The organism is Prosthecobacter dejongeii (assembly GCF_014203045.1).
In the GTDB taxonomy this organism is placed as follows: Bacteria; Verrucomicrobiota; Verrucomicrobiia; order Verrucomicrobiales; family Verrucomicrobiaceae; genus Prosthecobacter; species Prosthecobacter dejongeii.
Map to the genome: position 1 here is coordinate 128,282 of NZ_JACHIF010000002.1, position 20,499 is coordinate 148,780.

Sequence of the window (20,499 nt, forward strand, 5' to 3'; positions counted from 1 at the left end):
TTGGCTGAGTGCGAGAGGAGTTTGGCATGTGAGATCAGAGAACCTCCGCAGATACGGTACCCTGCCGGGCACCCCCCACGGTGCGCGGAGCGATGCGGGCGCGCCAGATGTAACGCTGGAAAAGCACCTTCACACTGGCGGTCATGGGCACTGCCAAGATAGCTCCTAAGAGACCACCGAGGAGCAGGGTCCACACGAGCACACTGGCGATGACCGTCATGGGGTGTAGGCCTACGGCCTCGCCCACGATGCGGGGCGTAATAAAGAGACCATCAATCTGCTGCACCATGATGAAGATGATGCTTACCGCCAGAGGTAGGGCCCACCAAGGATCGCCGGGGATAAGCGCGCTGCCCCCCTGGACGGCCCCGATGATGACGGCGGGGATCCAGCACAGGGCAATGCCCAAGTAGGGAATGATGCCTGCGACACACAGGGCCAAACCAATAAGGAGGCCAAAGTCCAACCCGATGATCATGAGGCCCGCGCCCGTTGCGATGCCATTGATGACGCTCACAAAGAGCTGGCCGCGAAAGAAAGCGATGAGGTAACGATTGATCTCATTCAAACAGGAGACCACCTCATCCTTAAAGGCGCTGGCCCGCAGCGGCAGGTAGTCTGACCACTGGGTCTTGATCTTCGCACTCTCGATGAGGAAATAGTAGAGATAGAGTGGGACGATGATGAGCGAGAGGAGGAAGCCGAAGATACCGAGGAACCCCCCAAAGGTGGAGCGGATAAACTTCCACGCATTGCTCAAGACCGTGGGCAGCGTCGTCTTCACCCAGTCACCCGTGAGCAGTGCCTTGAGGTCGAAATCGAGCTCGCTCGGAGGCTCTTTGTCCTGGCTTTCCAGGCTCGCTTCTTGAGTGGTATTGGGTTCTTGCGTGATTCCACCCAGGGCGGGCGAAGCGGGAGCAGCAGGGACCGTCGGGGCTGAGACTGTGTCTGGGGAGGGGGATGATGTCTGAGGGGCAGGGGTGGGAGAATTGGATTTTGAGCCATCCACCAAATCTGCCAATGGCGCAGGGAGGGGGATGCCGTATTCACGCTCCATGCGGGTAGCAAAGTCGAGCACGGCCGCACGCGCCTTGACCGTGTAACCTGGGATTTTCTTGGCGAGGTTGGAGGTCTGTTCGCCCAACTTGGGCAGGATCCACCAGCCTAGCCCGAAAAGTCCCATGCTAAAAACCGCGAAGATGATGAGTACGGCACGCTGACGCTTGAGCCCTTTTCGCTCCAGCCACGCGACCCCTGGTTCTAGTAAGTAGGCTAGAACACCCGCCACTGCAAAGGGCATGAGGATGGGCTGCAGAAAGCCGATGACTTGGGTGCTGAGGTAAATGAATCCGATGGCCAGGGCCCCGACCAGGGTGATGGATAAAGCGGTGATCGCTGTCCAAAGGGCACTGCGCTGAAAGGCCGTGGGGAGATTCTTCATGGGACGCGAGAGGGTGGCAGAGGATTGCAAAGATGGAAGCAGGATTCACATAGACCCTGCGGAAAGTACCCTGGATGAGTCGGGGCAGGATTAGGAACGTTTTCCCAACCTTCAGGAAGTGGAATTTTGCAGTAATCTTGTAGCCGATCGCTGGTGCTGATTTGCTTTCTAAATATTCACCGGTGGTTGCCGAGCTGGAAGCCTCCGCTAGCTTGAGGAAATGCGCATTCTCATCGCTAGCGACAAGTACAAAGGTTCCCTCACTGCCACTCAGGTGGCGAGGATCATTGAGCTGGGGCTTGGTGAAACACTGCCGGATATCGTCTGTGATCTCTGCCCCATCGCTGATGGTGGAGAGGGCACGACGGAGGCGATGGTGACCGCGCTGGGAGGGGAATGGATGACAGTTGCGACGGTGGATGCCCAAGGCCGTGAATGCTTAGCCCGCTATGGGTGGTGCGCTGACCAAGCCGTGATGGAGATGAGTGCAGCCAGTGGCCTTGCCATGGTGAATGATCTTGAACTGAATCCGCGCACCGCTAGCACTTATGGAACTGGAGTGATGCTGAAACATGCGCTGGATCGCGGCGTGAAAAAGATCGTCATAGGCATCGGCGGCAGTGCTACGAATGACGGTGGTCTCGGCATGGCCGCTGCCTTGGGTTATCGTTTCCTAGATGCTGCCGGTGGGGATGTGCCTCCGCTCATGACCGAAGTGCTGCGCATGCGCCACATTCAGTCGCCCGGGGATGTTTATGGCCCTATTCTCGTGGCCTGCGATGTGGACAATCCCTTGTTAGGTGAAGTTGGGGCCACCCGTATTTATGGGCCTCAGAAGGGGGTGAAAGATTTTGTCTGGTTTGAAGATAGGCTGGCCCATTTGGCAGACATGGTCGCCCGGGACCTGGGGACGGACCCGCGCGATGTGCCGGGCGCCGGAGCCGCCGGCGGGCTGGGCTGGGGGCTAATGGCTTTTATGGGAGCCCATTTGACTCATGGCTTTGACCTGGTGGCCGAGCAGATCGGCCTAGAGGCCCGGGTAGCACAGGCAGACCTCGTGATCACTGGAGAGGGGCGTCTGGATGCCCAGACCCTGCACGGCAAAGGTCCCGTGGGCATCGCCCAGATGGCCCGGCGACTGAGGAAAAAGGTGGCGGCCTTTGCGGGAGGGATCGAGGATTCTCCCGCTTTGCAGGCACAATTCGATTTCACCCGGGCGACCAAACCTGACTCCCTGCCATTGGCCGAGGCGATTGCACGGGCTGAGGAACTGTTGGCCCTGGCTGTGCGCGAAAGCTCGGGGGAGATTGGTCGCCTGCTGGCTAGGTAATGCAGTTTTCGGTTTTCAGGATTCGGTTTTCAGACACTATCAGGGCCTGACTTCGGGAATTGAATCCCGAATGCCGAAACTGAATACAGAATCCTGACATCACGATGCCAAAACAAGCCGTCCTCCTCTTCGCTGGTCAAGGTGCCCAAAAAGTGGGCATGGGAAAAGATCTCGCCGAGGCCTATCCCGCAGTGAGCGACCTACTCTCCCAAGCCGATGCGGCGATCGGCTACCCGCTCTCGCAAATCATGTTTGAGGGGCCGATGGAGGAATTGACGAAGACCAGCCGCTGCCAGCCTGCGCTTTACGCCCATGGCCTCGCCTTGCTGGAAGTGCTGAAGTCCAAAGTGCCCGATCTTGAGATCACAGCCACTGCGGGCCTCTCCCTGGGCGAATTTACCGCTCACGCCGCCGCTGGAACTTTTGACTTTGCCACCGGGCTGAACCTGGTATTCCAGCGCGGCAGTTTCATGGAAGAGGCCTGCGATACGACGCGTGGAGCTATGCTGGCCATGCTGGGCGGCGAAGAAAGCGCCATCCGTGAACTGGCTGCCGAATGCGATGTGGACGTGGCGAACCTGAATGCCCCCGGCCAGATCGTGCTCAGCGGCAGTGTGGAAGGCATCGAAGCCGCTGCTGCCAAGGCAAAGGACAAGGGTATCAAACGCGCCATTCCCCTGCCTGTCGCCGGGGCCTACCACAGCCGCCTGATGAAAAGCGCCCAGGACAAGCTGGCTGTGGCCTTGGAAAAAGCCACCATCGTCAGCCCGGGCGTGCCCGTGGTGTGCAATTTCGAAGCGCGGCCCGTGAACCGTCAGGAGGAGATCCGCGCCACGCTGACCGCCCAGGTCACGGGCAGTGTCCGCTGGGTGGAGTCCATGCAATATCTCATCGCCCAAGGCCACACCCTATTCATCGAACTCGGGCCGGACGCGACCCTGGCCGGCCTGATGGGCAAGATTGATAAAACCGTCAAAGTCATCTCCATCAAGGACACCGCGACGTTGGACGCGGCCGTGGCGGAGTTGAATGCGTGACGTTCTAAAGTCCTGAGCCCCTCCAATCGATTCTCCTGGAGGGGCTCCAGGTTTACTGTCCAGGTGCTACTGCTAGGCGAATGCCTTGTGACTGTAGAAGTTTGTTAAAAACACCCGGCACATTTTTATCATGTGTCGGCGCACTGTTCTTGATCTTGAATGGTGGATTTCAATCCATCCACAGTCATAACAAATCAGTAGGTCCATCGTTTCGGAGCCTTTTTCGATTCGAATGGCGTGACGCGGGTCAAAACATTTGCTGGCCTCTAAAGCGAATATGGGAACCTGAGTCGAGAGGGTGTCTGCGACGAGATGTTTCTGCTCATTGTTGAGTTGGAAGCTGCCTAGAATGGGATAGTCCTTGAGCGTCACACGATGTGCTGGGTCATCTTCGCTAAGGTTTTCCGGCTTGGGTTCCAGAGATAAGAAAATAACAGTTGGGCTCTTCTTGATACTTTCCAGGACCTCGCTGGGCAGTTTGTTGTATCGGATTGAAAAGACGCCGATTGAACCCAGAATTACCGCAAACGCGAGCCATCGGAAAAAAGAGGAAGATACCGGAGAAGCACTCATTGGCTGGAAATTGGGAGGCGTGAGCAGCTTAGCAGAAGCGAATAATAATCTGAACGACAAACCGTCGGTTTCGTCTATCTTTTCCGAACCCCCAACCCTGTTATGCTCGAAATTTTCGAAAGTCCCCTGAACACCTTTGGCATGGGCTTTGCCCTCGGTGCCATCTTTTTGGTCATGGCCTACTTCAGCCACTGGAAAACCAAAGGTGAGTTTAAACGCTACAAGTCCCACCTGAGCGACAAGCTGGAGCTGGATGCGAAACAACTCCAGGATACCAACAAGGAGCGCGCCCGCCTGGCCCAGGAAAATGAGCATCTGCGAATCCAGGTGAACCGTCTCAATGAGCGTCCTGACAACAAGCTTCAGCGTGAGCTGGAAGTGCTAGCCCGTGCGGAAAAGCACATGCTGATCAATGCTCCTGGCTTTGCTCCCGCGTGGGAAATGGCCAAGTCCCAAGCTCTTTCACAGATGGAGACCGAGGAAAAGGGTATGTCTTTCCCGCAGAAAATCTTCCGCAAGCTCATCGGCCCAGGTTCCAATGGCAATGCAGCCCTGCCTGAAAATGGCAGCAGCCACAGCAAGTCTGGCACTACTGAGACTGCTACGACGACCACAGCCGTCTAAGCTGTCGAGCTACTCCTCTTTTCAATCAGCCCGGTGTGTGAAGCACCGGGCTTTTTTGTGCCTGGAAACTTCCATCGAAGACCAAGATGAGGCAGCCTAAAAAGCCCCTCACACCAACCACGTTGCCAGTCCCAGGAAAACCCCCATGCTCACCACATCCGTGGCCGTGGTGAGGAAGATGCTGGAAGCCGTGGCGGGATCCGCCCCCAGCTTCCTCAAGGTGAGGGGAATCAGCGCCCCACACAGGCCACTGACCACACAACTGGCCACCATGGAAAGCAGCACGACGACGCCCAGCATCACTGCCTTGGGGTTTTCTTGACTGCTCGCATACAGAAACATGCCGATGCCCGCCGTTAGGCCCACAAGCGCACCATTGAGGAGGCCTAGCGTGCCTTCTTTCATCACCAGTCGTCGTTCATCGCCAGCCTTCAGGTCTCCCAGCGTCATGCCGCGCAATGCCACCGCCAGCGCCTGGCAGCCCGTATTGCCAGACTGCCCCGCTAGCACCGGGAGAAAGGCAGCGAGGAGAACGAGGCGATCCAGCGTAGGCTCGAAATAACCCACCACGCCTGCCGCGAGAAAGGCGGTAACGAGATTCACCTGGAGCCAGGGGTGGCGAAAGCGCAGGCTGCGCCAGAGGGGCGTGCTCAGGCGCTCTTCATCATTCACGCCCATCATCGTTCCTGCCTGGGCGCTGATTTCGATGGCGCGGGCTTCGAATAAGTTTTGTCCCCGCACCAGGCCCAGTAGCCGCCCTTCCGCATCGCAAACAGGGTAAACGGGCAGGTGCCGGTTCACCGTTTGCTTCATGGCGTCTGTCAGTTCCATGTCTGGGCGCAGAGCGAAGATATTGGTGTACATGACCTCTGAAAGCAGCGCCTCCGGTTTGCCTAACATCAAGTCACGAAAGACCAGCACGCCCAGCAGGCGGTTGGCATCATCCGTGACATAACCGTAGGTGATGAAGGCACGCTTCGTCAGCTTGCGCAGCGCCTCAATGGTGCCTTGCACTGTCATGGACGGGCGGAAAACGGCCACGGGAGGCTCCATCAGCCAGCCCACGGAGTCTTCAGGATATTCTCGGTTGCGCATCCACTGGCGTGCTTTCTCGATGGGCGCCGCTGCGATGATGGTGCAGCGATGCTCGTCGGTCATCTCATGCAGCACTTGTTGAGCTACCATGGGATTCAGCGCCTCTAGCACTCGCACGCCGTCCAGTGCGGGCAGGGTTTCTAGAAGGTCTGCAGCATCGTGAGGTGCACGCTCGCGGACGTCTTCGAGGAGGTTGGCATCGGCTTCCAGGCTCATGAGCCTAGAGTTAATGCGGACTTGCCCAGGTGTCCATCCAGGGGACGGCCTTCTAAAGGAAAAACTGCCAGTAAAATTCCGAGTTTGAAGTGCTTCTGTAACCGATGGATCGGAACCGAGTTCCTCTAACCTATGATTGATATGCGTGCTCTCTTCGACCTCTGCTTACTTTTGCTCACCTGCACCTCTCTCCCTGCTCTGGATATTCCCGTGGATGACACCACCATCGTCATTGGAGAGCGCGTGGGCCCCATCGAAAAAGGCATGACGCTCTTTGGGCTGAAAACGCTCTTAGGCGCTGGGAAGGTGAAGGCCGCCGACATCGAAGTGGGCGAGGGCGAAACGCTGCCTGGAGCCAAGCTCTTTGAAGGCACGGATAAAGAATTGGAAGTCCTCTTCAATCCCGAAGGCGACGAAAAGGAGGTTTGGGATATCCGCATCATCGGTAAGGCCTGGAAGTTTGAAAATGGGCTCAAGGTGGGGCTGTCGCTGGAAGAGGTGGAAAAGATCAACGGCGGCCCTTTCATCATCTTCGGTTTTGGCTGGGACTACGGTGGCTACGCGAACCTCAAAGGCGGCAAACTGGACGGCAAAGTGAGCCTGCGTTTTGAGCCCGGGAAGAACACCGACAACTCGCTGATGGGAGACCAGGAAATCCCGACGACCAACGTCAAACTGCGTGCCTCCAAACCGAAGGTGGAGTCCATCACGGTCATTTTCCGTCAAACGGCCGCCTGACCCCAATGTCGATTTTGATTCGTTAACTCCGGTGGAGAAAGAGCCATCCGCCTGTCGCAAAGAGGAATCTGCTCTTGCCGTTCGGCTTCGGCTTTTCATCATGGTGCAGATCCAACCACCCCATGAAAGCCCTCGTCCTCACCGCTCCGTCCGAATTTAGCTATGAAACCGCATTCCCAGACCCGACTCCCGGGGCAGGTGAGGTGCTGGTGAAGATCAAGGCCTGTGGCATCTGCGGCAGTGATATTCATGGCATGGATGGCCGCAGTGGCCGCCGCCAGATGCCCATCGTCATGGGCCATGAAGCTGCGGGCGAAATCACCGAAGTGGGCGAAGGTGTGACCGACTGGAAAGTGGGCGACCGCGTCACCTTTGACTCCACCGAATACTGCGGTGAGTGCGAGGAGTGCCAGGCAGGTTACGTGAATCTTTGCCCGGATCGCAAGGTCCTGGGTGTGTCTCCAGGCAGCTACCGCCGCCACGGCTGTTTTGCTGAAAAGATCGTGCTGCCTCAGCGCATCCTCTATCGCATTCCCGAGGCTCTTTCGTTTGAAAAGGCTGCCTTTGCCGAGCCAGTGGCCATCGCTCTCCATGCGGTCAATTTGGCGGATGGCATCGAAGTGGGCGAAGCCTTTGCCGATGAATGCGAAGAGGGTGACTGTGGCGCGTGTGGGGAGGGCTGTGGGCATGACCATGGTGAAGCCCACGAACACGGCCAGGAAGAAATCCGGGGCGGCGTGGCCGTGGTGGTCGGCGCAGGCCTGATCGGCCTCCTGGTCATCCAGTCTCTCAAGGCCCGTGGTTGGGAGCGTGTGATCGCCGTGGATCTGGATGACAAACGGCTGGAGCTTTCAAAGACCCTGGGGGCCGATGATGCCTTCAATGCCAAGCAGGAAAACCTAGCCATGCACCTGCGTGAGATCACTGGCGGTGATGGTGCCGATGCCAGCTTTGAAGTCGTGGGTGCTGGTGCTCCGGTGGACCTCGCCGTGCGCTGCGTTCGCAAAGGTGGCCAAGTCATCTTGGTAGGCAATCTTCAGGCCTCCATCCCATTCCCACTTCAGGAAGTCGTCACTCGCCAGATCACCCTGCGTGGTTCTTGCTCCTGCGCGGGTGAATACCCCGAGGCCATCCGCCGCATCGAAGACGGTAGCATCCAAGTGGAGCCCCTGCTCAGCGCCGTGGCCCCGCTGGAAGAAGGCGCAGGCTGGTTCAAGCGCCTCTACGACAACAAAGAAGGCCTGCTGAAAGTGGTGCTGAAGCCTGAATAAGCCCCAGTAGCACTAAGGACGAGAAGCGTGGCATGACCAAGGGGGGATGCTGCGCTTTTTTCGTTTTAGGCTTCTTGAGTAGCGCCACGTCTCGTTAGCTCAGAGGAGTTTGCCTTTATTGGGATCCAAACCAGAGTTTACCGCAAAGCAGCGACAGTTTATGTCGTTGTAGCCACTCCCCTCCTGCGGATGCTGGAGGCTTACATTTTTCCTCATGCGCCTGCTTTTTCTTTCTTTCCTGGTTCTGAGCCTGAGTTCCGCACCGCTGCTGGCCAAGGCCCTGCGGCCCAATGTCATCCTCATCGTGGCAGATGACCTGGGCTATTCTGATCTCGGCTGTTATGGCTCCAAAACCATCCGCACACCGAACCTGGATCGCCTGGCCGCAGAGGGCACTCGCTTCACTTCCTTTTATGTGGCCCAGGCCGTGTGCAGTGCCTCGCGCGCAGCACTGATGACGGGCTGTTACCCAAACCGAGTGGGCATGCAGGGCGCATTGAATCATACCAGCAAAGAAGGTATCAACCCGGACGAATTTCTCCTGCCAGAGCTCTTCAAACAGCGCGGCTACAGCACCGCCATTCATGGCAAATGGCACCTGGGCACGGCGGCAATGTTTCACCCCATGAAGCATGGTTTTGACGAATTCTGGGGCATCCCTTACTCCAACGACAACAGCAAGTTTCATCCCTCGCTGGCCGCTGAGATGCCGCCACTGCCGCTGTACGACGATGAAAAGGTGGAGCAGGTGGATCCGGATCAAAGTCAGTTCACTCGACGCATTACAGAGAAGGCCGTCAGCTTCATCCGCCGCAATGAGAAGAAGCCCTTTTTCCTCTATGTGCCACACGTCATGCCACACGTGCCCATCTTTGCTTCAGATCGCTTCAAGGGGCAGTCGCCGCACGGTCTGTATGCCGATGTGGTGGAGGAACTGGACTGGAGCGTGGGCATGATCCTCGCCGCCGTCCAGCAGGCGGGCGTGGCAGATAACACCCTCATCCTCTTCATGTCTGATAACGGTCCCTTCCTCAGCTACGGCAACCATGCTGGCAATGCCGCCCCACTCCGCGAGGGCAAGCTGACGAGTTATGAAGGTGGTGTGCGCGTGCCCTTCATTGCCCGCTGGCCTGGCCAGGTCCCTGCCGGAAAGGTGAATGAAGAACTCTTCACCGCCATGGATCTCATGCCCACCTTCCAGGCCTGGCGTGAGGATGCCGAACCGGCCGCTCCGGTGAAAACGCAGGATGGTAAAGATGTGACGGACCTCTTGTTAGGCAAAGAAGGGGCGAAAAGCCCGCATGAAGCCATCGCCATCTATGCTGGTGGCGAGCTGCAGGCCATCCGCAGCGGCGAATGGAAACTTCACTTTGTCCATCCCTACATAACCCCTCATGATAGCCCTGGTCGCGATGGTAAACCTTCGAACTGGGAGAACATGAAACCCGCCGCCATCACGCAATCCGGCATCGAAGGCATCGCCACCCGCCACGGCTACAAAGTGGCTCAGCAGCCTCTAGCCCTATATCATCTCAAAGAGGACATCGGCGAGCTCACCGATGTCAGCGCCGCTCACCCCGACATCGTTGAGCGCCTACAAAAACTCGCCGATCCCTTTCGCCAGCAGCTTGGTGACAGCCTAACAAAGACCGTGGGCACCGAAGTCCGCCCCCTGGGCCGAGCGGAGTGATTGCTGAAAGCTCTGCTGGTGTCTAGGCTTTAGCCGATATGAATCTGAATGTCGTTTGTCAGTCAACAAGGACGTGCTTGGAATTCGTCTTCAGTGCACTTCGAAGAACGCCCAATTACTTTTCGCTGCCCACGGCAGCCGCTTCTAAAATGGCAATGTGGAGAAGGTCCTGCTCTTCATACTCTGGCTTACCCATCGGCTTCCACACCGCCAAAATACGGGCCGTGCCGCTGGCCATGCTGAGGCTGGTGTTGACGGTTTCGGGATGAAAGTCGGTTAGGGGGGCTCCCACAGTTGCGGCAGCATTATCGCGAGTCAGATTTTCAAGATGAGGAATGGGAGGCGCAGTGTGATGTTCGACCGCAAGATTGATGTCAATGGTCGTGCCATAAGCGCCCACTGTGGGGTCTATTTCCATTCGCGAGCCGACCTCGCGCACTTCGGGAGTGACCCTTGTTTCGTCGTTTTTCGTTTTATTGAGCGTCAATCTTTGGATGTGCTCTCTGACATTTTTCACCGTTGCCCTCTGTCCACCTCGAGTTACTATTCGAAGTGTTTCGACGGGTAAAGTTTCACCTTTGGTTAGGCCTTTTAGCAGCCGATCCAACTCTTCGGAATGATTGGCATGCTGGGCGGAAAGTGCCAGGATTTCTCGAATCAGGTCTCCTTTGGCTTGAAGCAGGTGAAGATTGAAAATGACATTTTTTGACGGGTAAGCACAGTCCTGCCCTATAAATACCTGCGCAATATCTAGATTGGAAAGAGTGTTGGTAAGGATTAATTCATCACTGCCTGCGGCATAGATGACACTGCTACCTTCTGGCATGGGAACTCCCATTGCCTCCAAGACCTCGAAGGCGAATTGATTCTGAGTTTTCTTTACCAACGGCTTATCTTGGGCGGCTCCTGAAATACTCAAGAAATCGGAAGGAACGTGGATCGTGCGGGTGACCATGACCTTGTCATCCTTTAACGAAGATTTCTTGACCTGTGACGTTATCTTTTGGGCTTCTTCATCAAAAGTGGTCTTCAGAATATCGACGGTCACAAAAGCCAATTCTAGAACATCTTGGGCCTCCGACTCAGGGCGGCCACATGGACGCCAAGCTGCGATGATCCTGGTTTGTCCAGGAGCGAAGATTGTTGAGGTGTTGACCTTGGCCTCATGAAAATCATGTCGGGTTATTTCATAATCTGTTTTTGAGGCTGGATCATCCAGCTTTTCCTTCCAGCTTGTTGGCGGGGCAGTCTGGCTGGTAAATTCGCCTGAAAGATGCACCCAATGACCCTCAGGGCTGATCAAAGGTTCTACCTCCCAGACTGTGCCAGACGGATGCATTTGAGATCTGAGCACTGGCCCAGAATGACCGCTCCATGCGACTTCACTGGTCGTGAGATGCTCACGTATCGCCTGACTTTTGCCCTTAGCTCCCGCTTTTCCTTGAAGGTAAGTTGTGCTGACCCACTTTGCCTCATTGCTAGACACGGCGAGTTGTATCTGCTTTTGCGCATTTGAAGCGGCGCTCAGATCCTGACTATCATGGAGGATGCGCCGTAAAAGAGGGCCAGGGCCCCGCAATATATTCAGTGTGAGGCCCATGCTTTTGGGCAAGGATTGCCATTCTTCAGCGACCCATTGCTGGATAATATCGAGGGTTTCCAGATTCGCCTCCACTGTTAGATGCAGAGTATCAGTGATAGTTGCCCGGCTTTCTCCTGGCAGGTCAATATGGTGCCATCGCAGAATATCTTTGGCGCTGATCTTTGCTTCAGGTAAAGAGTCTAGCCAGTGCGAATGCGGCAAAGTGAAGGTATGCTTGATCAGGGCATCTGGTTGCGTCAAATCTACCTCAACAACGTTAAGATCCTCCTTGGTAAGAGATTTTGATTTGATGATCTCTGCTGTCACAAAGGCGGCCTGGAGAAAATCGTCCTTTAAGCTTTCGCCTGCATCCTTGGGTCTCCACAAAGAGATCATTTTAGCGTGTCCGGATTTAAGCCTGAGTGCTGTTTGAACGTGGCCGTTCTGGCTCTGCGGGACCTTCTTTTTCAGAGCGATGCCTGTCACGGGTTCACGGAATTGTGCCTGAGTTGAGGTGACCGGAATCGTCGTGAATTCTGGGGCCAAAAGCAGTTCAACATACTTAAGTTTTAAATCAATATGAGGATTCACTTCCATGCGAAACCCAACGGGTGTATTCACAGTCTTTACGGTTGATACTCCTTTGGTATCCAAGACTGTCTCAGTCGAGGAGGCATGCCGAATCACTGCCTCCAGATAGGATATTTCTCCTGATTTTGCCAGCAAATATCCTGTGCTCAGCACCCGAATGTCAGATCCTGGACGTTCTGATTCTAACAGCAAGTGTTCTAGGTCCTGAGTGCTGTCATCCGAGCCTTTCGAAGGTTTGGCGAGGGTGCGTAGAACTGGGCCGGGTGCTTGAATCAGATGCACGGTAATTGCGACCGTTTCTGGAGGACGCATCGTCTCCACGATGCGCTGAATCATATTTAGATACAGCGGTTCATGTCGGACATGCAGACGGTGATTGATGGGATCGATAAAAGCTGCTGTGCCCTTAGGAAAAGGAATTCCGATATGTTCCAAGAACGCTCGGGTGCTTTGGCGGAGTTGAACCGCTGGAACATTCGTTCCAGCGGAATCTGACTTAACTTCAATTGGGAGGGCGCTAAATGGATCTGCGCTCGTCGCGGCGGGAGTAGGCCATCTCAAGCTGTTTTTTGCCGCATGTTTTGCATCCCAAATAAAGTTGGGAGAAATGTCAAAGATACGGGTTTCGATCTTGGATGGAAAAGCTCTTTCTTCGGACAATGACGGCTGCTTAGACGGTGACGTATTTTCCTCGGGTGCTGATGAAAGGTGGCTAACTGAAAGCCAAGCAGTGAGTAAAAGAGTCCATTTGCAATTCATGCGTCGAGTTTATCTGAAAAGTGGAAGAACGGTCGAGTCGAATCCTCCGTTTAATACAGGAATTTAAGCAAAGTTCACTGCTGTCGTGGTCTTCGGCTTATCGAAACAAAAAACGTCCAGTCTGCTTTCGCGGGCTGGACGTTTAAAACTGACTAACCAATGATTACTTCTGAAGAGCAGCAATGCGCTTGCAGACTTCTTCGACGTTTGCGCGGCTGTTGAAGGCGCTGATGCGGAAGAAGCCTTCGCCGGCGCTGCCGAAGCCGCTGCCGGGGGTGATGACGACGTTGGCTTCGTTGAGCATTTTGTCGAACATCTGCCAGCTCGTCACGCCTGCGGGGCAGCCGACCCAGACGTAGGGGGCATTGACGCCGCCGAAGACCTGGAGGCCTGCGTTTTTGCAGGCTTCGACCAGGAGCTTGGCATTGCCCATGTAGTGCTCAATGAGAGCGGCGACTTGGGCTTTGCCCTCGGGGCTGTAGATGGCCTCAGCACCGCGCTGGACGATGTAGCTGACGCCGTTGAACTTGGTGCTGTGGCGGCGGCTCCAGAGGGGATGGATGGCCAGGGGGCTGCCGTCTTTCTTTTTACCCATGAGGCCTTTTGGGATCACCACGATGGCGCAGCGGACGCCGGTGAAACCGCCGTTTTTGGAAAAGCTGCGGAACTCGATGGCGACATCGCGGGCACCTTCGATTTCGTAGATGCTGCGGGGGATGGCGGGATCTTGGATGAAGGCCTCATAGGCGGCATCATAGAGGATGATGGTGCCGTTGGCCTTCGCGTAGGCGACCCAGGCCTCAAGCTGCGCACGGGTGGCCGTGGCGCCTGTGGGGTTGTTCGGGTAGCAGAGATAGACAAGGTCCACAGGCTCGCTGGGGATCTCGGGAACGAAGCCGTTCTCTGGGGTGCATTTAAGGTAATGCAGGCCTTCGTAGGCACCGGATTCATCGGCATCGCCCGTGTTGCCGGCCATGACGTTGGTGTCCACATAGACGGGGTAAACCGGGTCTGTGATGGCTGTTTTGTTGCCGCTGCCGAAGATGTCTAGGATGTTGCCGGTATCGCACTTGCTGCCGTCGGAGATGAAGATTTCATCGGCATCCACGTTGATGCCACGGGCTTTGTAGTCGTTGTCGGCGATGGCGTTGCGGAGGAAGTCGTAACCCTGCTCCGGGCCGTAGCCACGGAAGCTGGAGCGGTCGCCCATTTCATCCACGGCCTTGTGCATAGCCGTGCGGACGGCCTCAGGCAGAGACTCGGTGACGTCACCGATGCCGCAGCGGATGAGGCGCTTGGCGGCCTCGGGATTGCCTTCGGTGAAGGCCTTCACGCGGCGTGCGATTTCGGGGAAGAGGTATCCAGCTTTGAGCTTGAGGTAGTTTTCGTTGAGGTAGGCCATGGCAGAGAAAAATGGGCCGCCAGTGTGGCGAATGTGCGCCAGGATGCAACAGGGGAAGAAAAACGCCCTGACCAGGGATGGTCAGGGCGTGTGAAGTAAACCGAAGGCTATGGCGCCTGGGTGACGAGATGATTACAGCTTGCGAACCCAGATGTTGCGCAGGCGCACAGGTGGGTTGTTTTTATGGTCCTGAAGGCGTAGCGGTGCGGTGGCGGGGAAGCTGCCGCTGTAGTCCGTGATGTTCTTGTGCTTCGTCGGGCCCATGATTTTGGTGTGCACTTGCACGCAGACGCCATTCACAAAGGTGGTGACGTAGGCGGGCTCCACCACTTTATCGCCTTCCAGTTTCGGGGCGGTGAAGATGATGTCATAGCTCTGCCATTCGCCAGGCTTTTTCACAGCATTCACCAGGGGTGGGGTCTGGCCGTAGATGCAGCCCGTCATGCCATCGGCATAGGTAGGGTTGTTGTAGGTGTCCAGCATCTGGCACTCATAACGATCCATGAAGAAGACACCGCCGTTGCCCTTTTTCTGGGAGTTGCCTTCGGTGTGGGGCTCGCTCTTCCACTCGATGTGGAACTGGCAGCTGGCGAATTGCTCCTTGGTCCAGGAGTCACCACCGTCCACGACGAGTTCGCCATTTTCTACCTTCCAGGCGCAAGGGCCCAGTTCCTTGGTGGGCTTGCCTTTGTCGTCCTTTTTATAAGAGACAAATGCGTCAGCGTTCTTACCATCGAAAAGCACGATGGCATCTGCCGGGGCATCGCCCAGCTTCGCCCCTGGGGCCACGTATTCAGGCCGTGGACGGTCAATGTCATGCACCTTCCACTGGGTGCCTGGGATCACTGGAGTATCGGAATAGCCGATGGGAGAAGGTTTCTCAGGAGCAGCAGGGGCGGGCTTGTCAGCCGCGCTGAGAGTGGTGGCCAGAGCCAGCAACAGGGCAGGGGTAAGGTAAGACTTCATGGTGATAAGGAGGGAACGAAACGAGCACGCACGGAGCATGTTGCAAGAGCCGTGTGAGAAAGAAGCAAAAAGGTGTTGCATGCCTGAGTACCTGTGGCATCTTCACATCCCAACAGATCGCGGGGTGGAGCAGCCCGGTAGCTCGTCAGGCTCATAACCTGAAGGTCACAGGTTCAAATCCTGTCCCCGCTACCAAATGAAGGCCGTGCAGTGATGCACGGCCTTCGCCGTGTCTAGGTAGATAACCAAAGTAATTATGAATCTTTTCGGGCTTGTTTTATGCTTGTATCACAGAGTGGGGAATCAGTAAAATACCCCTTAAGATTGAGGGTGCATAAACCGACAACGACATCGTGAATGAATACTCAACAGGACAACCTCAATTTGATTTCAGAACAGGCGGAACAACTTTCGTTCATGCTGGAGTCATGTCCCGATCAAACCAGCAGGCTTGTGCTGAACTCAATCGACAGCGGGCGCGAGCAATCAAGGAAACGGCTCGAGACGATGCATCCAGCGAATCGCTTCCGCTTGATGTTTGGATTGACTCCTTTGCCCGAAGAGCCTCGACGTTAGAAATTCCATTAATCAGCCTTCAGGATCTCGGTTTTCTGGAAGATGGTGTTGAAGGCATGAGTTCCAAGTATCTTGGAAACATCGGACTGGGACGTGAAGCCAGTGCTTGGGCTGATCGCACCTATGGATGCGTTTATAAGCTGTTTGATCTCAAATTGGATTCCGAAAACCGGGCCTCAATGGGCCTCAAACTTCAGATTCAAGGTAAGCCACCTAACGAAGTGGAAGTCATCCAGCAGCCTGCTGTTTTAGGTGACATCCTGGATAAAATTTGCCTACTTCATGAAGCAGGCGCTTGTCCAACGGAGATCATAGGTCTCTCGAAGGATGGTAAATATCTGATTGTTAAATAACCTCGCTGCAAAGCTTACGATGACTTTGACAAAGATCAGGAACTCGCAGTGAAAGCAATGAACGGAGTGGCCCCTAAAGGGTCTTATGGCAATGAACTCTGGGTCTTTTATGCGGAGCATAGAGTCTGGCTGTTGAGTGACCTGCACAAAGGTAACATTCGACGTCTGCCTGATGGCTCAGCAACCATTATTGATGCTTTGATCGGAGAGCTACCAGATTATTATCTGAAGCACCATCCAAAACTTCATGAGGCGGCAGTAAAGGCTAAGGCATTGGCTCTAGGAGAGGATGTAACCCCTGATGATCCCTTTTATAACGTGGACGATGATGATCTCTAAGTGAGACGATATTACAGCCTCATCTCACTGAAAGGGCCGGTTTTTCCACCCGCCATGGTAGCGACCATTTGGCGGCGCATCCAGGGGAGTTGATGCATGAGTGGAAAGGTGAGGTCGCGAAGCCAGCCTAGAGGGAGGAGATCGGATTGAAAAAAAGGCGTGCTCCAGCGGGTGGCAAATTGGTAGAAGCGCAGGTGGCGACGCCGAGTCTCTGAATAATGCGGCAGGGCTTTTTCAAGAGGGTATTGGGCCATGGCATCGGCCAGGGCTGCTGCATCCATGAGGGCGAGATTGACGCCTTGGCCGAGTTGAGGACTGAGGGCGTGCGCAGCATCTCCTAGGATGGCAATGCGCTCGCCATGCCATTGGCGCATGGTCACGTCATGATAGGTGGCCGTGGCGACTTGCTGATGGGATTCGATCTGTTGCAAAAAGGGTTCTGCCTGCGGAGTGAGGCGCAAAATCTGTTGTTTCCAAGTGTTCAGTGGCGTGTTTTTCCATGCAGGCATGGCATCCAGGCGGAGGCTCCAAAAAAGGCTGAGTAAATCCTCCTGAGTGCCTGTGGGGAGGTAGCCATTCAGTTCACGGGTGGAGCCCACACATTGCCAGAGTTCTTGGGGGTGAAACTCGGCTGTGCGTTTGCCGATAAACCATAGGGCACCCCAAGGATAACGGCGGACCCGTGCAGGAATACCGCACTGCGCACGAAGGATTGACTGAGCGCCATCGCAGATCAGTAGAAGATCATAAGGGCCGTGAGTGCAATCGGCTGTGTCATGGAGAAGGGGGCGTCCGGTTGAGTCCCGTGTGAGGCTCTGAATCGTGATTCCCCAGTGCTGGGTGGCACCTGCTTGAGGCATGGCTTTCAAAAGCATATCGAGAAAGGTGGCCCGGTGCGTGCCTGCGCCATGGAGGCTTGGGCCTAACTCTTGATACGATAAATCTAGCAGCACCCGGCCACGGTGCGTTTGGCAGTAGAGTCGGGAAACTGCTGCGGTGTGTGGAAGTAACTCTGTCCGTAGGCCTAGACGTTCCAGCACGGCTAAGCCTGTAGGCTGCAAGAGGAATCCAGCACCAACAGGCAGCGTTTTTACGGCACGCTCAAATAAGGTTACTGCATGTCCTGCACGCGCGAGAAAGAGGCTGGCAGCGGGGCCTGCGGTGCCTGAACCGACGATGGCGATTCGGAGAGGAGTAGGCATGTGGGACCCGTCGTGACGATAGTGGATGCTGCCGAGGATGGGCCTTGATGCAAAGCTTGACTCAGTAAAAAGCCAGGCGGGATAAACTATTTATTCAGGAATGAGACGAAGAATGGACCAAGCCGTGTTGCCTAAAAACGGCCATTTAATCCATCACGGCTAAGCTGTTTTGGAGGCTGGCGAGGGCCTGGGTCAATTGCTCAAATTTCACAGGTTTGACTAGGTGACAGGCAAAGCCAACTTCGCGAGTCCGGACATGGTCTTCCTCCATTCCGTAGCCAGAAAGAGCGATGCCAGGCAAAGTAAAGCCGCGACTGCGAAGCTGAAGCATCAGGTCCAACCCCGTGCCATCAGGAAGGCCTAGATCTGAAATGAGGATGTTAGGCTTGGTGGCGGCTGAGCTGGCTATCTCCAGAGCTTCTTGGACATTGCCTGCACAGATGACTCGGTGCCCAGCACGCTGCAGCAGGTGGGCGAGTACTTGGCGTGTGTGCTCGTGATCTTCCACCAGCAGGATGTAGAGACTCTGCTTCTCTGTGAGTGATTCGTGAGCCGAGGCTGGAGTAAGGGTGGTCTCATCTGGCAGGTTGCCGAAGGGGAGCCTCACGGTGAAGGTGGCCCCATGGCCTGCCCCTGCGCTGAAAGCATGAATCTCTCCGCCATGCAGGGTAACGATGGCCTTGGCGATGGCGAGGCCTAGGCCCAGGCCGCCAAATTGGTGCTGGGTGCTGGGTTTTTCCTGCTCAAACGGTAGGAAGAGTTGCCCTGCACTAGCGGGTTCAAAGCCGACTCCAGTGTCCTGCACCGTAACCATGTATCCCTTTTGATGGTCATCTGGGCGGCTGATGAGTGTGATGCTTCCCGAAGCGGGGGTGAATTTCACAGCGTTTTTCAGCAAGTTCCAAAACACCTGCTGGAGGCGGGCTGAGTCACCTGCTAGGGCGGCGTCCGAAGGGCTTAACTGAAGATTTAGAGTGAGATTCTTGCGGGTGGCATCTTCTTGGATGATTTCCACGGCATGTCGGATGAGCGTGTTGAGATCGCACTTTTCGAGACGCAGGTGAAGCTTACCGCGAGAGATACGGGTGAGGTCGAGCAGGTCATCAATGAGACGGGCCTCCAGCGTCACATGGCGTTCAATCATTGCCACCGTGCGGCGCACATCTTCTGGCAGGCGTAGGTCCTCACTGAGGACGGATGAACTCAGCAATACCGGAGTGAGCGGTGTGCGCAGTTCATGTGAAAGTGCAGCGAGAAAATCGTCCTTCGCCTGACTGGCTTTCTCTGCCTGTTCTTTGGCCTCACGTAGCGCTTGCTCGGCTTGCTGGCGTTCGGTGATGTCACGGATAAAGCCCACAAACAGGGGCGGCTCGGCATCGGTGACTGCATTGATGCTAAGTTCGACAGGAAACTCCGTGCCGTCCTGTCGCAGAGCTGGGAGCTCCAGGCGCTTGCCGAGAACGGGACCACTGCCCGTGAGAAGGTAATTTTTTAAACCCTGATTGTGGGCGAAGCGAAGTCGCTCAGGGATAATGTGGTCTGCCAGGGGACGACCGAGGATCTGGTCGCGCCGCCAGCCAAAGATACGTTCTGCGGCCAGATTCCAGTCCACCACACAGCCATGCATATCCATGAGCAAAACGCCATCTAAGGAGGTGGCCAGGATGGAGCGACTGCGCAATTCTTCTTCATGCAGGGCAGACTTTGCGCGTTGGGCGCGGGCCTCTTGGATGTCCACCGCGCGGCTGGCGGAGACAATGAGTGCGTAGAGGAGAATGAGCCCGCCGAAAAGCATCAATGCGGTGCCTTCACCAGGGGCGACGTAGCCATAGGCACGAGCTTTCCCGATGCCGCTGGCTAGGAGGATGAGTGAGGCGGTCGCTCCAGGTAACAGCCAGCGTAGCAGGATGCCTCCTGCGCCCTGAGATAGGATGCGGCGCACTGGTTGGCGTTCACCTCGCACTGCCAATATCCCGACGGCCAACAGCACCAGGGCCATGGCTGTGTGCAAGAGCATGTTGGTGGACTTCAGGAGACCTGTGAAACCACCTGCACCTGAAAGATAACCTACGAGGCCTAAGCAGGCTGGTAGGGCTGAGATCACGGCCAAAATAGGAGCCGTGAAAACGCGACGTGGTCTGCGAATATCGACCGATACATCAAGCCCCGCTAAAGCGAGACCCACAAAAAACAATGAAAGGGCTGCATTCAAGCTCATGCGCCCTGGCGCAACGACGAAAGCGTCGGCTTTGTCCCCTGGAAAAGAGGCTTCTGCAATAAGGGTATCTATCCCCAAATTTAATCCGGTTAAATACTCAAGGGATGTTATTCCTCCGATAAGGGCGGGTATCATCCCAAGCAGGCTGGCGAGCCATTGGGCTCCCGTCAGCCTTCCACTGCGACCTGCACGGTGCCAGATGAACAATGAAAGTGCGGCTGAAGTGAGTGCAAAGCTGGTATTTGCCCGCATGATCATCATGCCTGGCCAGTCTGCAATGAACTGAAGCGACGGGATGAACCAAAGAGCTAAGTTGCTGGTAGCGATACCTAAAACGATGAGACTGGCAGCATAGACAATGACACCACAAATCCGTCCGGCGAGCGGTAGCGGGAAGTCAGCCCTGGGAGCTGACGATGTCAAAAGCGGCGAATGAGTCACAAGGCAAGTCAACAGAGCTTCCCTTACAATGGCTCCTTGTCCAAACCGGATTTAG

16 protein-coding genes and 1 tRNA gene are annotated in these 20,499 nt (G+C 55.8%); 9 read left to right on the forward strand and 8 right to left on the reverse strand.

The genetic code is table 11. From position 1 onward, the window contains the following. Positions 1–34 precede the first annotated feature (34 nt). Positions 35–1,441 (reverse strand): AI-2E family transporter, encoded by a 1,407-nt coding sequence (locus HNQ64_RS05785; RefSeq protein WP_184206377.1) that lies wholly within the window; start codon positions 1,439–1,441, stop codon positions 35–37. Positions 1,442–1,661: 220 nt separating this feature from the next. Between HNQ64_RS05785 and HNQ64_RS05790 the strand changes: the two genes are divergently transcribed. Continuing rightward, on the forward strand, positions 1,662–2,771 hold the full coding sequence (locus tag HNQ64_RS05790) for a glycerate kinase (protein ID WP_184206379.1): 1,110 nt from the start codon (positions 1,662–1,664) through the stop codon (positions 2,769–2,771). Positions 2,772–2,875: 104 nt separating this feature from the next. Beyond that, a complete protein-coding gene (gene fabD / locus HNQ64_RS05795; RefSeq protein WP_184206381.1) occupies positions 2,876–3,808 on the forward strand; it encodes an ACP S-malonyltransferase in 933 nt (310 codons plus the stop codon). A gap of 72 nt (positions 3,809–3,880) precedes the next feature. Here fabD and HNQ64_RS05800 read toward each other — a convergent pair whose 3' ends face one another. Further along, the gene (locus HNQ64_RS05800) at positions 3,881–4,381 is read right to left on the reverse strand and encodes a hypothetical protein (protein WP_184206383.1); all 501 of its coding nucleotides are present in this window, start codon (positions 4,379–4,381) and stop codon (positions 3,881–3,883) included. 102 nt (positions 4,382–4,483) lie between these two features. On the opposite strand from HNQ64_RS05800, the gene HNQ64_RS05805 reads away from it, so the two are divergent. Then, positions 4,484–5,005 carry a hypothetical protein gene (locus tag HNQ64_RS05805; RefSeq protein WP_184206385.1) on the forward strand — a complete coding sequence of 174 codons (522 nt, stop codon included), beginning with the start codon at positions 4,484–4,486 and terminating at the stop codon, positions 5,003–5,005. Positions 5,006–5,113: 108 nt separating this feature from the next. On the opposite strand, the gene HNQ64_RS05810 is transcribed toward HNQ64_RS05805, so the two are convergent. Next, positions 5,114–6,316 (reverse strand): magnesium transporter, encoded by a 1,203-nt coding sequence (locus tag HNQ64_RS05810; protein ID WP_184206387.1) that lies wholly within the window; start codon positions 6,314–6,316, stop codon positions 5,114–5,116. A gap of 141 nt (positions 6,317–6,457) precedes the next feature. Here HNQ64_RS05810 and HNQ64_RS05815 point away from each other — a divergent pair, with 141 nt between their 5' ends. From HNQ64_RS05815 to HNQ64_RS05825, 3 genes are all read left to right on the forward strand, one after another. Beyond that, positions 6,458–7,054, forward strand: a complete 597-nt coding sequence (locus HNQ64_RS05815; RefSeq protein ID WP_184206389.1) for a hypothetical protein — start codon at positions 6,458–6,460, stop codon at positions 7,052–7,054. Between the two features lie 122 nt (positions 7,055–7,176). Continuing rightward, on the forward strand, positions 7,177–8,325 hold the full coding sequence (locus tag HNQ64_RS05820; protein WP_184206391.1) for a galactitol-1-phosphate 5-dehydrogenase: 1,149 nt from the start codon (positions 7,177–7,179) through the stop codon (positions 8,323–8,325). Between the two features lie 214 nt (positions 8,326–8,539). Beyond that, positions 8,540–10,015 carry a sulfatase family protein gene (locus HNQ64_RS05825; RefSeq protein WP_184206393.1) on the forward strand — a complete coding sequence of 492 codons (1,476 nt, stop codon included), beginning with the start codon at positions 8,540–8,542 and terminating at the stop codon, positions 10,013–10,015. Between the two features lie 115 nt (positions 10,016–10,130). Here the strand turns inward: HNQ64_RS05825 and HNQ64_RS05830 are convergent, their stop codons facing one another. The 3 genes from HNQ64_RS05830 to HNQ64_RS05840 form a co-directional block, all read right to left on the reverse strand. Continuing rightward, on the reverse strand, positions 10,131–12,947 hold the full coding sequence (locus tag HNQ64_RS05830) for a hypothetical protein (RefSeq protein WP_184206395.1): 2,817 nt from the start codon (positions 12,945–12,947) through the stop codon (positions 10,131–10,133). 163 nt (positions 12,948–13,110) lie between these two features. After that, positions 13,111–14,349 carry an LL-diaminopimelate aminotransferase gene (locus HNQ64_RS05835; RefSeq protein WP_184206397.1) on the reverse strand — a complete coding sequence of 413 codons (1,239 nt, stop codon included), beginning with the start codon at positions 14,347–14,349 and terminating at the stop codon, positions 13,111–13,113. 132 nt (positions 14,350–14,481) lie between these two features. Further along, positions 14,482–15,315 carry a 3-keto-disaccharide hydrolase gene (locus tag HNQ64_RS05840; protein WP_184206399.1) on the reverse strand — a complete coding sequence of 278 codons (834 nt, stop codon included), beginning with the start codon at positions 15,313–15,315 and terminating at the stop codon, positions 14,482–14,484. Between the two features lie 118 nt (positions 15,316–15,433). On the opposite strand from HNQ64_RS05840, the gene HNQ64_RS05845 reads away from it, so the two are divergent. The 3 genes from HNQ64_RS05845 (at position 15,434) to HNQ64_RS05855 (ending at position 16,583) form a co-directional block, all read left to right on the forward strand. Beyond that, a tRNA-Met gene (locus HNQ64_RS05845) sits at positions 15,434–15,510 on the forward strand. A 158-nt stretch (positions 15,511–15,668) separates the two neighbouring features. After that, positions 15,669–16,244, forward strand: a complete 576-nt coding sequence (locus HNQ64_RS05850) for a hypothetical protein (RefSeq protein ID WP_184206401.1) — start codon at positions 15,669–15,671, stop codon at positions 16,242–16,244. A gap of 57 nt (positions 16,245–16,301) precedes the next feature. Beyond that, positions 16,302–16,583 (forward strand): hypothetical protein, encoded by a 282-nt coding sequence (locus HNQ64_RS05855; protein WP_184206403.1) that lies wholly within the window; start codon positions 16,302–16,304, stop codon positions 16,581–16,583. An 11-nt stretch (positions 16,584–16,594) separates the two neighbouring features. Here HNQ64_RS05855 and HNQ64_RS05860 read toward each other — a convergent pair whose 3' ends face one another. Next, entirely contained in the window at positions 16,595–17,785 is a 1,191-nt protein-coding gene (locus tag HNQ64_RS05860) for an FAD-dependent oxidoreductase (RefSeq protein ID WP_184206405.1), read from the reverse strand. A 145-nt stretch (positions 17,786–17,930) separates the two neighbouring features. Next, positions 17,931–20,426, reverse strand: a complete 2,496-nt coding sequence (locus tag HNQ64_RS05865) for a PAS domain S-box protein (RefSeq protein ID WP_184206407.1) — start codon at positions 20,424–20,426, stop codon at positions 17,931–17,933. Positions 20,427–20,499 lie beyond the last annotated feature (73 nt).

Excerpts from the sequence above, each read along its gene's own strand:
- HNQ64_RS05855 (WP_184206403.1), top strand. The coding sequence starts at position 16,302 with ATGAACGGAGTGGCCCCTAAAGGGTCTTATGGCAATGAACTCTGGGTC.
- HNQ64_RS05840 (WP_184206399.1), bottom strand. The coding sequence starts at position 15,315 with ATGAAGTCTTACCTTACCCCTGCCCTGTTGCTGGCTCTGGCCACCACT.
- HNQ64_RS05825 (WP_184206393.1), top strand. The coding sequence starts at position 8,540 with ATGCGCCTGCTTTTTCTTTCTTTCCTGGTTCTGAGCCTGAGTTCCGCA.
- HNQ64_RS05860 (WP_184206405.1), bottom strand. The coding sequence starts at position 17,785 with ATGCCTACTCCTCTCCGAATCGCCATCGTCGGTTCAGGCACCGCAGGC.
- HNQ64_RS05815 (WP_184206389.1), top strand. The coding sequence starts at position 6,458 with ATGCGTGCTCTCTTCGACCTCTGCTTACTTTTGCTCACCTGCACCTCT.
- HNQ64_RS05820 (WP_184206391.1), top strand. The coding sequence starts at position 7,177 with ATGAAAGCCCTCGTCCTCACCGCTCCGTCCGAATTTAGCTATGAAACC.
- HNQ64_RS05830 (WP_184206395.1), bottom strand. The coding sequence starts at position 12,947 with ATGAATTGCAAATGGACTCTTTTACTCACTGCTTGGCTTTCAGTTAGC.
- HNQ64_RS05805 (WP_184206385.1), top strand. The coding sequence starts at position 4,484 with ATGCTCGAAATTTTCGAAAGTCCCCTGAACACCTTTGGCATGGGCTTT.
- fabD (WP_184206381.1), top strand. The coding sequence starts at position 2,876 with ATGCCAAAACAAGCCGTCCTCCTCTTCGCTGGTCAAGGTGCCCAAAAA.
- HNQ64_RS05785 (WP_184206377.1), bottom strand. The coding sequence starts at position 1,441 with ATGAAGAATCTCCCCACGGCCTTTCAGCGCAGTGCCCTTTGGACAGCG.
- HNQ64_RS05800 (WP_184206383.1), bottom strand. The coding sequence starts at position 4,381 with ATGAGTGCTTCTCCGGTATCTTCCTCTTTTTTCCGATGGCTCGCGTTT.
- HNQ64_RS05790 (WP_184206379.1), top strand. The coding sequence starts at position 1,662 with ATGCGCATTCTCATCGCTAGCGACAAGTACAAAGGTTCCCTCACTGCC.
- HNQ64_RS05810 (WP_184206387.1), bottom strand. The coding sequence starts at position 6,316 with ATGAGCCTGGAAGCCGATGCCAACCTCCTCGAAGACGTCCGCGAGCGT.
- HNQ64_RS05835 (WP_184206397.1), bottom strand. The coding sequence starts at position 14,349 with ATGGCCTACCTCAACGAAAACTACCTCAAGCTCAAAGCTGGATACCTC.